Source organism: Achromobacter sp. GW823-FHT04E03 (assembly GCF_058796095.1).
The window spans coordinates 546,140-559,049 of sequence record NZ_JBXAIJ010000001.1; the positions used below are offsets into that span (position 1 = coordinate 546,140).

Annotated in this window: 12 protein-coding genes; 9 read left to right on the forward strand and 3 right to left on the reverse strand. The window is 68.9% G+C overall.

Annotation, left to right across the window (positions count from 1 at the left end):
- Nucleotides 1-7: 7 nt before the first annotated feature.
- Nucleotides 8-838 (reverse strand): prolipoprotein diacylglyceryl transferase family protein, encoded by an 831-nt coding sequence (locus AC1RHV_RS02570; RefSeq protein ID WP_492299672.1) that lies wholly within the window; start codon nt 836-838, stop codon nt 8-10.
- A 29-nt stretch (nt 839-867) separates the two neighbouring features.
- Complete coding sequence (locus tag AC1RHV_RS02575) at nt 868-1,632, reverse strand: IclR family transcriptional regulator (RefSeq protein WP_054454586.1); 765 nt, start codon at nt 1,630-1,632, stop codon at nt 868-870.
- A gap of 219 nt (nt 1,633-1,851) precedes the next feature.
- On the opposite strand from AC1RHV_RS02575, the gene AC1RHV_RS02580 reads away from it, so the two are divergent.
- The 9 genes from AC1RHV_RS02580 to AC1RHV_RS02620 all read left to right on the forward strand — a co-directional run bounded on the left by AC1RHV_RS02580 (nt 1,852) and on the right by AC1RHV_RS02620 (nt 11,736).
- Nucleotides 1,852-3,396 carry an acetolactate synthase large subunit gene (locus AC1RHV_RS02580; RefSeq protein WP_492299673.1) on the forward strand — a complete coding sequence of 515 codons (1,545 nt, stop codon included), beginning with the start codon at nt 1,852-1,854 and terminating at the stop codon, nt 3,394-3,396.
- A 31-nt stretch (nt 3,397-3,427) separates the two neighbouring features.
- Nucleotides 3,428-4,222 carry an SDR family NAD(P)-dependent oxidoreductase gene (locus tag AC1RHV_RS02585; RefSeq protein ID WP_054454582.1) on the forward strand — a complete coding sequence of 265 codons (795 nt, stop codon included), beginning with the start codon at nt 3,428-3,430 and terminating at the stop codon, nt 4,220-4,222.
- Between the two features lie 30 nt (nt 4,223-4,252).
- The gene (locus tag AC1RHV_RS02590) at nt 4,253-5,296 is read left to right on the forward strand and encodes a WD40/YVTN/BNR-like repeat-containing protein (RefSeq protein WP_054454580.1); all 1,044 of its coding nucleotides are present in this window, start codon (nt 4,253-4,255) and stop codon (nt 5,294-5,296) included.
- A gap of 18 nt (nt 5,297-5,314) precedes the next feature.
- Nucleotides 5,315-5,800 carry a VOC family protein gene (locus AC1RHV_RS02595; protein ID WP_054454578.1) on the forward strand — a complete coding sequence of 162 codons (486 nt, stop codon included), beginning with the start codon at nt 5,315-5,317 and terminating at the stop codon, nt 5,798-5,800.
- Between the two features lie 49 nt (nt 5,801-5,849).
- Nucleotides 5,850-6,452 carry an amino acid synthesis family protein gene (locus AC1RHV_RS02600; protein ID WP_192491833.1) on the forward strand — a complete coding sequence of 201 codons (603 nt, stop codon included), beginning with the start codon at nt 5,850-5,852 and terminating at the stop codon, nt 6,450-6,452.
- Between the two features lie 12 nt (nt 6,453-6,464).
- Nucleotides 6,465-7,307: an alpha/beta fold hydrolase gene (locus AC1RHV_RS02605; RefSeq protein ID WP_054454573.1), complete on the forward strand. Its 843-nt coding sequence runs from the start codon at nt 6,465-6,467 to the stop codon at nt 7,305-7,307.
- Nucleotides 7,308-7,361: 54 nt separating this feature from the next.
- Nucleotides 7,362-9,047: a bifunctional 3-(3-hydroxy-phenyl)propionate/3-hydroxycinnamic acid hydroxylase gene (locus AC1RHV_RS02610; protein ID WP_492299674.1), complete on the forward strand. Its 1,686-nt coding sequence runs from the start codon at nt 7,362-7,364 to the stop codon at nt 9,045-9,047.
- Nucleotides 9,044-10,639 carry a sulfatase-like hydrolase/transferase gene (locus AC1RHV_RS02615; RefSeq protein ID WP_492299675.1) on the forward strand — a complete coding sequence of 532 codons (1,596 nt, stop codon included), beginning with the start codon at nt 9,044-9,046 and terminating at the stop codon, nt 10,637-10,639. The genes AC1RHV_RS02610 and AC1RHV_RS02615 overlap by 4 nt, the downstream gene beginning before the upstream one ends.
- A gap of 110 nt (nt 10,640-10,749) precedes the next feature.
- Nucleotides 10,750-11,736: a tripartite tricarboxylate transporter substrate binding protein gene (locus AC1RHV_RS02620; RefSeq protein ID WP_192327733.1), complete on the forward strand. Its 987-nt coding sequence runs from the start codon at nt 10,750-10,752 to the stop codon at nt 11,734-11,736.
- Between the two features lie 15 nt (nt 11,737-11,751).
- On the opposite strand, the gene argE is transcribed toward AC1RHV_RS02620, so the two are convergent.
- Complete coding sequence (argE, locus tag AC1RHV_RS02625) at nt 11,752-12,903, reverse strand: acetylornithine deacetylase (RefSeq protein ID WP_119451513.1); 1,152 nt, start codon at nt 12,901-12,903, stop codon at nt 11,752-11,754.
- Nucleotides 12,904-12,910: the final 7 nt, after the last annotated feature.

The window sequence follows — 12,910 nt, forward strand, 5'->3', positions numbered from 1 at the left end:
CAACGCGTCAATCGCCGCTGGCCGGCGCCTGGATCGCCTCCAGGCGCTGGGCCAGCGAAGCCGCGGACAACTCGCCCACGCGCAGGTCCACCAGCCGTCCCTGGGCGTCCAGGAACAGCGTGGCGGGCAGGCCGCGATTGCTCATCTGGCGCGAGGCCGCGCCTGCGGGATCGAGCAGCACGTTGCGCAGCGACGGCGCGTGCTGCGCCAGGAACGCCGTCACGTCCGGCGGCGCTTCGGCCTGGTTCAGGAAGACGAAATTCACATCGGGATGCGCCGCTTGCGCCGCGGTGAATGCGGGCATTTCGCGGCGGCAAGGCGGGCACCAGCTTGCCCATAGATTGATGACGGTAGGTTTGCCCTGGTAGGCCGCGAGCGCTGCGGGCGTGCCGTCCAGCTGACGCAAGGCGAGCGCGGACAGTTCGGGCAGGGCCTGCGGCGCGGGCGCCAGCCACCGCCCGCCGCCTATCCAGACCGCGCTGGCCAGCGCCAGCGCGCCCAGCAGCGCGGGCCGCGACGCCTGGCGGCGCAAGGCGGCGTACAGCGTGTAGAGCCATGCCGCGGCAAGCCCGGCCATACCGGCCCAGCCGCCATCGCGCAGGTCCAGGATCCGGAGCGGATTCTCGATGAAGTGGGCCTGGAACTGCCAGACAAAGCCGAGCCGGGCGACGACCAGGCCGATGACGAGCGCGCGCCACAACACCGTACTGGTGTCGGGCCGGGACTCCTGCCCGCGGGTCAGCAGCCTGGCGGCCAGCAGTCCGATAGCGGCGGCAACGATGAAAACCAGCAGGTCCGAGGGAAAGACGAGGGGACCGATACGGATGGCGGGCGTCATGCGTGAATCTGGAACTGGCGCGGCGGGGATCAGGCTGCCTGCTGCAGCTTGGCCGGCGCCTGCGCGATGCGGCGGGTGATTTCGGTGGCGGCGCGGCAGGTCAGGCCGGCGAGGTAGTCCTCGCGGAAGGCCGCGAAGGCGTCCTGCATGCCGATGAGCGTGATGCTGCCCAGCACATGGTTCTCTTCATCGAAGATCGGCGCGGCGATGCCGGTCTTGCCGGAATCCAGTTCGCCCGACGAGATGCAATAGCCGGCCTTGCGCACTTGCAGCATGGCCCGGGAAAAGGACTTCCAGTCCTGGCCCAGCCGCTGCATGTCGGGGGCATCGGCGTGTTCGTCGTAGACGCGGCGCAACTGGCGCGGCCCCAGATTGGCCAGGATCACGCGGGCGGTCGCGCTGCGCAAAAGCGGCATGTGCCGGCCGCGGCCGAAGTTCAGGGCCTGGGTATTGCGCCCGGCCTGCTGGTGCACGTTGATGACCTTGTCGTCGTAGCGCGCGCTGAGCAGCACGTCCAGGCCGGTCTGGCTGGATAGTTCCTCGATCAGGTCGCGGCTGACCGTCAGCATGGGGTCGTACTCCCGCATCTGCAGATCCAGCGCGATGATGCGCGGACCCAGCGCGTAGCCGGCTGGCAGGCGCACCAGCAGGCCGCAGGCGCACAGTTCGCGCACGTAGCGGTAGGCGGTGGCGGGCGCGTAGCCGCGCAGCTGGCAGATGGCATCGACGTCCAGGACCGGCCGGTCGGGCTGAAAGAGGTCCAGGACATCGAGCATGCGGCGAAGACTGTTCATGTGCGTGAGGTGTTGTAAGGCTGACGTGCTGCGAGGGTGCACCAAGGGGCGCGTATTGGCAAATCGTCCCGCCGCGCGCGCAGCGTGCACGCGCGTATAGGAGATCCGCGCAGAACTATCAAATAGATAATTCTAATAAATTATCCAGCATCAATCCGCCAAAAGAAATTGCACATTTATCAAATTACGATAAAGTAGCGAAAAAAGGAGGCGGTAATCATGACCGGAGCTAGTGCCTTGCTGGAGGCTCTGCGCAAGCAGGGCGTGGAAGTCTGTTTCGCCAATCCCGGCACGACCGAGCTGGACCTGGTGCGTGCGATGGAGGAGGTGCGCGGCATGCGCTGCGTGGTCGGCCTGCAGGAGAACGTCTGCACCGGCGCGGCCGACGGTTATGGCCGGCTGGCTGGAAAGCCGGCCGCGACCCTGCTGCATCTGGGGCCGGGCTTCGCCAATGGCATCGCCAATCTGCACAATGCGCGGCGCGCCCGCACCCCCATCGTCAACATCATCGGCGACCACGCCAGCTGGCACCTGGAATGCGACGCGCCCCTGACTTCGGACATCGAGTCGCTGGCGCGCCCAGTCTCCGGCTGGGTGGAGCGCATCGCGTCCGCCCAGGACGCCGCTGGCGCCGCCCGCGGCGCCGTGCAGGCCAGCCTGGCCGATGGCGGCCAGGGCGCGACGCTGATCTTTCCCGCCGACTTCCAGGCGGAAAGCGTGACGCCGGATTCCGCGGATGCTGCCGCCGAGGCCGCTGCGCAGCCCGAGACCTTCGACGCCGCCGCCGCATGGCAGCGCCTGAGCCGCGCGCAAAAGCCGCTGTTCCTGCTGGGCGGGGGCGGTCCCGCCAGCGGCCTGGGACGCCGCGCGCAGATTGCGGCCGCGCGCCTGTGCGCAGCCCTGAGCGGCAAGGCTTACGCCGAGACCTTTCCCGCCAGATCGGAACGCGGCCGGGGCTTGCCGGACTTCGACCGCCTGCCGTATTTCCCGGAACCCGCTCGCGCTGCCCTGGACGCTGCCGACCTGGTGGTGCTGGTGGGGGCGCTGCCGCCCGTGACCTACTTCGGCTATGCCGGTCACCCCAGCCGGTTGGTGCCGGCGGAACGCCTGCTGGAACTGGCCGCTCCCGGCCAGGATGCGGCCTCGCGCCTGGAGGCGCTGGCCGAATTGGCGGGCGCGCCGGCTTTCGAACCCGCCGCCGCGCTACTGCCCGAGCCTGCGCCGGGCGCCTTGACGCCGCAATCCATTGCCGCAGTGGTGGCGCGGGCCTTGCCCGAAGACGCCATCGTTTCGGTCGAAGGCGGCACCTGCGGCTATCCGCTGTATGCCGCGTCCGCCGGCGCCGCGCCGCACACGGTGCTGACCAATACCGGCGGCGCCATCGGCCAGGGCTTGCCGGTCGCCATGGGCGCCGCCATCGCCTGCCCGCAGCGCCGAGTGGTGGCCGTGCTGTCCGACGGCAGCACCCAATACACGATCCAGGCATTGTGGTCGCTGGCGCATGAAAACCTGCCGGTCACGGTGCTGATCGCCGCCAACCACCAGTACGCCATCCTGCGCAACGAGCTGCGCCGCGGCAACGCCGTGCTGGGCGAACGCGCGGCCGAACTGACCGCGCTGGACCGCCCGCGCATCGACTGGGTGGGGCTGGCCTCCAGCTACGGGGTGCAGGCCAGCCGCGCCGCGACCTCGGAAGAATTGGCCACGCAGCTGGAATCGGCGCTGCGCCAGCCGGGCCCGGTCCTGATCGAGATGGCGCTGTAGGCGCCGCCATATATATAAGGAGCATCAAAGCATGGACTTGCAACTCAAGGGGAAAGTCGCGGTGGTCACGGGCGGCAGCCTGGGCATCGGGCGCGCGGTGACCGAAGCGCTGGCCGCCGAGGGCGTGCGTGTGGCCATCGTGGCGCGCCGCCAGGCGCAGCTGGACGAAGTGGCGGCTGAAATCACCCGGGCCACGGGCGTGGAAGTGCTGGGCGTGGCGGCCGACGTGTCGGACACCGCCCAGGTCAACGCGATGATGCAGCGCGTGGCCGAACACTTTGGCCGCATCGACATCCTGGTCAATGGCGCGGCCCATCCCGGCGGCCTGGTGCGCAGCGAGATCGACGAGGCCGATCCCGAAGGCCTGCTGGAAGACATCAACATCAAGGTGGTGGGCTACATGCGCTGCGCCAAGGCTGCGGCGCCGCACATGCGCCAGGGCGGCTTTGGCCGCATCGTCAACATCGGCGGCCTGACCGGGCGCGGCAGCAAGCAGCTTTCGGGCATGCGCAACGTGGCCATCTGCCACATGACCAAGACCCTGTCGGACCAGCTGGGTCCGCATGGCATCACGGTCAACGTGATCCATCCGGGCGTGGTCGAGACGCCCCACATCCATGAACTGTACGAAAAGGAAGCCGCCAAGCAGGGGCTGACCCCCGCCCAGGTCGAGGCCAACTATGCCAAGGCCACGCCCATACGCCGGGTGCTGCAGCCGGCGGAGATCGCCGACGCGGTGCTGTTCCTGGCATCGCCGCGGGCAGGGGCCATCACCGGCGAATCGCTGGGGGTGGATGGCGGCATCACGCGCGGCATCTTTCTTTGAACCGCTGAACCTCATTCGGGGAGTCTGGATATGCAAGGCACGATACTGGTCGGCACCGCCGGCCAAGGAATACTGCGCAGCGTGGACGATGGCGCCACCTGGCACCGCCTGGGGCTGAAGGAAGCCATCGAGTTCGACGGCACGGTGCGCAGCCTGGCCGTGGATCCGGCCGACCCGCGCCGCGTCTTTGCCGGGGCCGACGCCGGCATGTGTGTCAGCACCGACGGCGGCGCGCATTTCACGCGGGTGGACAGCCCCATGAACGGCATGACCGTCTGGGCCATGGCCATCGATCCCACGGATCCGCGGCGCATGTACGCGGGCACCGGCGCGCCGTCGCGCGCAGCGATGTTCCGTTCGGTGGACGGCGGCGCCAGCTGGCAGCGCCTGTCGCCCGAACTGCCGGAGTTCTGCCGCGGCGTGAACCGCCCGCGCATCCTGTCGGTCTGCGTGGATCCGGACGACGGCCGCGAGGTCTGGTTCGGCGTCGAAGAAGGGGGCTTGTGGCGCAGCCGCGACGGCGGCGATACCTGGTCGCGCGAGGACGATGAAGGCAATGCCGATGCCATCGCCAACCCCGACATCCATTGCGTAGCTGTCCTGCCGGCCACGGCCGCCGCGCCCAAGACCGCCATGGTGCTGACGGTGAACTCCGTCTATCTCAGCGAGGACGACGCCCGGCGCTGGAATGGCGTGGCTTCCAAGTCGCGCTTTGACGGCATGTACTACACCCGCACGGTGCAGGCGCTGCCGGACGATCCCGACACGCTGCTGCTGGCCATCGGCGACGGCACGCCAGGCACGCGCAGCAGGATCTACCGTTCGTCCGACCGCGGCCGCAACTGGCAGCCGGCGCTGTTGCACACGCCGCCAAATTCCACCTTCTGGGCCTTCGGCGTGCACGCAGCCGACCCGCGGCTGGCGTTCGCCGGCACCAAGTACGGCCATCTGTTCCGCTCCACCGACGGCGGCCGCAGCTGGTTCAAGGAATGGCGCGATTTCAGCGAAATCACCGCCGTGGCCTGGACGCCGTACGCCGCGCCCGTGACCGCGCACCCCCAGTCCATCAACTGACACCCGCCCGAGACCGCCATGTCCACCAACACCACGCTTGCGCCGGCAGACCGCCGGCCGCGCATCGCGCGCACCCACCTGGCCCTGTTCGTGCGCGACCCGTTCGCGTCGGCGCCCTGGTACGAATCCGTGCTCGGCATGCAGGAGACCGCGCGCGGCGAGCAATGGGTGTTCCTGTCCTTTGGGCGCAAGCACCACGACATCGCCCTGATCCGCGCGGCCGAAGGCGAGCCCGCCCGCGGCCCCGTCAACATGCAGCACTACGGGCTGGAGATCGAGGGCGACGTGGACGAGCTGCGCCGCCTCTACGGCATGTTGCTGGCCAAGGGCGTGGACGTCGTGAAAATCACCGATCACAAAGTCGGCTACGGGCTGTACTTCACCGACCCCGACGGCCACCGCTTCGAGTTCTTCTGCGAAACCGTGCACGGCGACGAAGAGGGCAAGCAGGTCCTGCACGACCACAACGCGCCCAGCGTCCCCATGACCCTGGACCCGCTTTGACCGCCCGCACGGCGCACTCCTTCCTGATCCCACATTTTCTGGAGCATCCATGAGCAGCACCAACTTCGGTCCCTACCGCATCCGCAAGTGGTATTTGCAGATCGACGACACCCTCACTACTGAAACCGGCGAACCGGCCGACGGCGAGCCGCTGCGCAAGATCGTCATCGCGGCCGCGCTGCACAACCCCTATGCCGGGCGCTTCGAACGCGACCTGTCGGGCTATGTCGAACCCTCGGGCAGGCTGGGCGAGGAGTTCGGCCGGCGCATCATCGCCGCGGCCGGCGGCCAGCCGCTGGAAAGCTACGGCAAGGCCTGCGTGGTGGGCACGGACGGCGAATACGAGCACGGCAACGCGTTGTTGACCACCATCTTCGCCGAACCCGTGCGCGCGGCGCTCGGCGGCGGCAAGGCCTGGGTGCCTTCCACCGGCAAGCGCGGCGGTCCCGGCACCGTCATCGACATTCCGCTTGCCCACAAGGACGCGCTCTATGTCCGTTCGCACTACGACAGCGTGACCGCGCTGTTCGGCGACGCGCCCAACCGCGACGAAGTGCTGATCGCCTTCGCGTTTGCCACGCGCGGGCGCCTGCATGCGCGGCTGGGCGGCATCCCCGCCAGCGAAATCCAGGGCAAAGACGGACTCTGCTGAAAGGAAGCCGATATGCAACGCCGCGACACCGCTATCGCCGTCAACGGCATGACTTTGCACCTGACCGAGTGGGGCCCCCAGGCGGGGCGTCCGCTATTCATGCTGCACGGCATCCGCGGCTATGCCGAGACCTTCGCCGGCATTGCGCAGGCGTTGCAGCCGGATTTCCGCGTCCTGGCCTATGACCAGCGCGGCCGCGGCGCCAGCAGTTGGGATCCGCAGCGCAATTACTACACCGACGCCTACGTGGATGACCTGGCGGGCGTGGCCGACGCGCTGGGCCTGGACCGCTTCGATCTGCTCGGCCATTCGATGGGCGGCATCGCCGCCATCGTCTTTGCCGCCCGCCATCCGCAGCGCGTGCGGCGCCTGATCGTCGAGGATGCCGGACCCGCCGCTTTCGAAGGCAGCGCGGGCGCGGCGCGCATCCAGCGCGAATTGCGCGAAACGCCCGAGTTCTTTCCCGACATCGCCGCGGCCCGCGAGTACCTGCGCGCGCTGCGGCCCAGCGTGACCGAAGCCGCCCGCGAGGAACGGCTGCGCCACATGCTGAAGGAAGACGGAGCAGGCGGCTGGACCTGGCGCCACGACCATGCGGGCATCGCCGCGACCCGGCTGGACCCCGATCCGGCGCGCGTGGTGGACCTGTGGCCGCAGGTCCAGGCGCTGGGCTGTCCGACCCTGGTCGTGCGCGGCGGGCGTTCGGACTACCTGCAGGCCCAGACCGCCCGCGACATGGCGGCGCGCAATCCGAACGTGGAATGGGTCGAGATAGAAGGCGCCGGCCATTACATCCATGACGATCAGCCGGCCGCCTTCGAGCAGGCCGTCGGCGGGTTCCTGCGGCGCGCCTGAGGCGTCTGAGCGCAACCCGCCAGGCAAAAGACAAGAATCCAAGGGAGAGCCGAGATGGCGCATATCGTAGAAGTGCCGGTGCTGGTGGTGGGCGCCGGGCCGGTCGGCGTGACGCTGGCCAATCTGCTGGGCAGTTATGGCGTGGAAACGCTGGTGCTGGAACGCAACCGGGACGTGCTGGACTATCCGCGCGCGGTGGGCCTGGACGACGAAGCCATGCGCACCTTTCAGAGCGCGGGCCTGGCCGATGAAATGCTGCGCGACATGATCCAGAACGTGCCCATGCGCATGTACACGCGGACCAAGCGCTGCTTTGCCGAGATCCTGCCGGCCACGCGCGAGTTCGGCTGGTATCGCCGCAACCTGTTTTCGCAGCCGCTGGGCGAACGCACCCTGCGCGCCGGTCTGCGGCGCTTTCCCCATGTGACGCTGGAACTGGGCAGCGAGCTGCTGTCGCTGGCGCAGGACGAGCGCGGCGTCACGGTGCGGGTGCGCGATGCCGAGGGCGCCGAGCGCGAGATCCGCACGCAATACCTGCTGGCCGCCGACGGCGGGCGCAGCACAGTGCGCGAACGCCTTCTGCAATTGCCCTTCGACGGCAATACGCATCCGCGCAAATGGGTGGTCATCGAATGCGACCAGGACCCGCTGGACGCTCCTTATACCGCGCTGCATTGCGAGCCGCGCCGCCCCTATGTCTGCCTGCGCCTGCCTTACGGCCTGCGGCGCTGGGAGTTCATGCTGTTTCCGGGCGAGGACGGCGAGCAGATGCTGCAGCCGGAAAAGGTGCAGGAACTGCTGCGCCACCACGTGGCCGACCCGGCCAGGTTGAACGTCATCCGCGCCCGCGTCTATACCCACAATTCCCGCGTGGCGCGTACTTTCGTCTCGGGCCGCGTCTGTCTGGCGGGCGACGCCGCGCACCTGACCCCGCCCTGGATCGGCCAGGGCCTGAACGCCGGCCTGCGCGACGCTTTCAACCTGGCCTGGAAGGTGGCCTGGATCGTGCAGGGCCGCCTGGACCCGGCCGCCTTGCAGAGCTACCACGACGAACGCCACAGCCATGCCCGCGCCATGATTTCGCTGGCCGACATGTTCGGCGCCATGCTGTCGCAGACCAACCCGGTACTGGCGGCGCTGCGCGACACGTTCTTCCTGTCGATCCGGAATATTCCGAAGATCCGCGACTATGTGCTGCAAATGAAGTTCAAGCCCATGCCGCGCTATAGCCGCGGCGTGGTGGGCAACAGCGCCGACAAGACGCAGCGCGAGTGCATCGGCCGCATGTTCATCCAGCCGCTGGTGGAATGCGAGAACGGCGCCACGCTGCGCCTGGACGAAGCGCTGGGCGCGGGCTTCGCGCTGATAGGCTGGCGCCGCGATCCGCGCGCAGGGCTGCCGCCGGCCCTGCGGGCGCAGCTGGACAAGCTGGGCTGCCGCTACGTGGCGGCGCAGCGCGCGCGCAGCGGCTGCGATCCCGACGAACTGCAAGCCGGCGCCTTGCCCGTGTTGCAGGATACGGAGAACGCGCTGCATTTCTGGTTCCAGCGCACCCGCGCGGACTGGGTGCTGGTGCGGCCGGACCGCTACGTCGCGGCGCTGGGCCGCAGCGCGGACGCCGCCGACGCCCTGGGTCGCTTCGCCGCCCGCTTCGTACCCGGGGCAACCCAGATGGCCGCGCAGCCGACAGGCAAGCCGTCGCACGCGCCCGGGGCGATCCTGAACGGAGCGCAGCCATGAACGCACCGGTCCAGCCCGCGGGCAACCCGGTCCGCAACGTGCTGTTCATCATGTGCGACCAACTGCGCGCGGATCACCTTTCCTGTTATGGCGGAGCCGGCGCCTTGCGCACGCCCCACATCGACCGGCTGGCAAGCATGGGCGTTCAGTACGACCGCGCCTACGTGACGTCCGCGGTCTGCGGCCCGTCGCGCGCGTCCTACTACACCGGCCGCTATCCGCTGTCGCACCGCGTCACCTGGAACCGGGTGCCGCATCCGGTGGACGAATGGTGCCTGGGCGAATACCTGGCCCAGGCCGGACTGCCGCTGCACCTGCTGGGCAAGACGCACTTCGTGCCCGACCGCGCCGGATTGCGGGGCAAAGGCTATGCGGCCGAGGACGAGCAACGTTTCCTGCAAGGCGGCTTCCTGCCGATCGAGCGTTACGACGGCCATTTCGAACTGGCCAAGGACAGCCCATACCGCCGCTACCTGCGCGAACGCGGCTACGACAGCGAACGCCCCTGGGAAGACTACGTGGTGGGCAGCCAGGCGGCCGACGGCAGCATCGCCAGCGGCTGGCTGATGCGCAACGCGCCGCTGCCCGCCCGCGTGGACGCGGCGGATTCCGAGACGGCCTATCTTACGGACCGCGCACTGGACTTCATGCAGGGGCAGGGCGACAAGCCCTGGGCGCTGCATCTTTCCTACATCAAGCCGCACTGGCCGTACAAGGCGCCGGCGCCATACCACGCCATGTACGGCGCGGAAGACTGCGCGGCGCCCGTGCGCTCGCAGGCGGAGCGGGAGCGCCCCCATCCTGTGCATGGCGCCTACCAGCGGCTGGAAGAGTCGCAGTCCTTCGCCCGCGACGAAGTCTGGCGCAGCGTACGGCCGGTCTACATGGGGCTGGTCAAGCAGATCGACGACCAGATCGGCCGGGTGCTGGACTTCCTGGAGCGCAGCGGCCGGCTCAAGGACACGCTGATCCTCTTCACCTCCGACCACGGCGACCACCTGGGCGACCACTGGCTGGGCGAAAAGGAATACTTCTACGACAGCGCGATGCGCGTGCCTTGCCTGGTCTATGACCCGGCGCCGGCCGCCGACGCGACCCGCGGCAGCCGCAGCGACGCATTCGTCGAATGCATAGACGTCGTCCCCACGGTGCTGGAGGCGCTGGCGCTGCCGGGGCAAGAACACCGCATCGAGGGCCGTTCGCTGCTGCCGGGGATCCGCGGCGTGTCGGAGTCCGCGCCGTCCACGCGCGAGTACGTGGTGGGCAGCCTGGACTACGCCTACCGCGAGGCGCGCCTGTTCCTGGGACGCGGCGAGCGCGAGTGCACCGGCCTGATGGTGCGCGACGAGCGCTACAAGTACCTGCATTGGCAGGGCTATCCCGCGCAATTGTTCGACCTGCGCGACGACCCGGGCGAGCTGCATGACCTGGGCGCCGATCCGGGCATGGCGCCGGTGGCGGCACGGATGCGCTCGGCGCTGCTGGACTGGCATGAAGGCCTCAAGCGCCGCGCCACCGAGACCGACGAGGAAGTACGCGAGCGCACGCATGCGCACGAACGGATGATGGGCATTCTGATCGGCCGCTGGTGAAGCGGACCGGTCCTGATCTGGATTTCCAGCCGCCCGGGTCCGTCCTGGCCCGGAGCGGCAACTCAGTCGCCGGACTATTCCGGGAAACGACATATACAAGGGGAAGTACCATGGGATCGCCGTACCGTTGTTGTTTGCAACCCGTCTTGTGGGCCGCGCTGGCGCTAGTGCCGGCCGGCCAGGCCGCGGCCCAGTCCTGGCCGTCGGACACCGTGAAGATCGTGGTGCCGTATCCGCCCGGCACCGAACCCGACGTGCTGGCGCGCGACCTGGGCAACCGCCTCTTCAAGGAGAGCGGCAAGACCGTGGTGGTGGAAAACCGCCCCGGCGCCAACGCCATCATCGGCAGCGATTACGTCGCCAAGGCGGCGGGTGACGGCAATACGCTGCTGATGGTCGACCGCCTGGCGCTCGAGACCAATCCCTTCCTGTACGCCAAGGTGCCGTACCGGTGGCAGGAGGATTTCAAGCCCGTCACCGACCTGGGCCAGGTGCAGCTTTACGTGGCGGTCAGCAATGCCTTTCCGGCCAAGACCTACAAGGAGTTCATCGACTACGCCCGGGCCAATCCGCAACGCATCAACGTCGGCACCGGCGGCCAGGGCCACGTGAACCATCTGGGCATGGCCATGCTGGCCGGCGCCGAAGGCGTGCAGTTCACCTATGTGCCGTTCAAGGGCGTGGCGCCGGCCATGACCGCGACCATGGCTGGCGACGTGGACAGCGTCATGGCTGGCGGCCTGGCGGTGTCGGAACAGTACAAGGCCGGCAAGATCCGCGTGCTGGTCGCCGGCGCTTCGCAGCGGGCGGCGATGATGCCCGACGTGCCGACGCTGCAGGAGGCGGGCGGCAAGGCCGGCAGCATCCCGTCCACGGTCTTTACCCTGTTCGCTCCCGGCAAGACGCCGGACGAGCTGGTGGCGCGGATCAACCAGGCGGTGACGGCGGTCACGGCGGATCCGGCGTTTCGCCAGACCTACGAAGCGCGTGGCCTGCTGGTGCGCGGCTCCACGCCCCAGGCCACGCTGGCTGCCATGAAGGAAGAGGCCGGCCGCTATGAAACCCTGATCAAGTCCGCTGGCATCAAGCCGGATTGAGCACGCGTCCCGGCGCTATAGCGCCGCCAACAGCCGTTCCAGGAATGCATCGCACTCGGCGAGTTGCGCGCGCGAGATGAATTCGTCGGGCTTGTGGGCTTGCGTGATGGATCCCGGACCGCACACCACCACGGGGACGTCCAGGTGCCGGGTGAACAGCCCGCCCTCGGTGCCGAAAGCCACCTTGGTCTTGCCGGTCCCGGCGGGCAGCAGGGATTCCACGAAACGCACGGCCTCGCTGGCCGGATGCGTGTCCAGCCCCGGATAGGCGTTGATCTGCTCTATCCGGATATCCGCGGCGGGCGCACGCAGGCGCGCCTGATCGCGGATGTCCTCGGCCGCCTGGCGCAAGGGCGCAAGCAGCGCGTCGGGATCGTCCTGGGCCAGATGCCGGATCTCGAAGTCGACCGCGCATTCGTTGGGCACGATGTTCAAGGCGCGTCCGCCGTGGATGCAGCCCGCGTGGACGGTTGCATAGGGCACCTCATAGGCCGGGTCGCGCGCGCCATGGGCTTGCAGCTCGTCCTGCAGGGCGCGCATGGCGCCGACCATGTCGCACGCCAGATGGATGGCGTTCAGCGCCCGCGGCGCCAGCGCGGAATGGCCTTCGAGTCCCTGGCAGACGGCGCGCAAGGCCATCTTGCCCTTATGGCCGGTGGCGATCTGCATGGAGGTCGGTTCGCCCACGATGCACAGCGCGGGCCGGGTGGGCGCCATTTCCATGACGTCCAGCAGCCGGCGCACGCCGACGCAGCCGATCTCCTCGTCGTAGGACAGCGCCAGTTGCAGCGGCCGCCGCAACGGACGGTTGCTGGCCAGCAGCATCGCGTTGACGGCACAGGCCACGAAGCCCTTCATGTCCGCTGCGCCGCGGCCATACAAGAGCCCGTTGCGCTCGGTCAGCGCGAAGGGCGGCACGGTCCAGGCCTGTCCGGCGGCGGGCACCACGTCGGTATGTCCCGACAGCAGCACGCCCGGAACATCGGCGGGGCCGACGGACGCGTGCAGGTTGGCGCGGGTGCCGTCGTCGCTGCGCACCAGCGTGCAGGCAATGCCGTGCGCCGCCAGCAGTTCGCGCACGGCCTCGATCAGCGCCAGGTTGGGCGTGAGGGTCACCGTGTCGAAGGCGATCAGGCGCGCCAGCAGCGCCTCGGAAGCGGTAGGCATGGCGTTG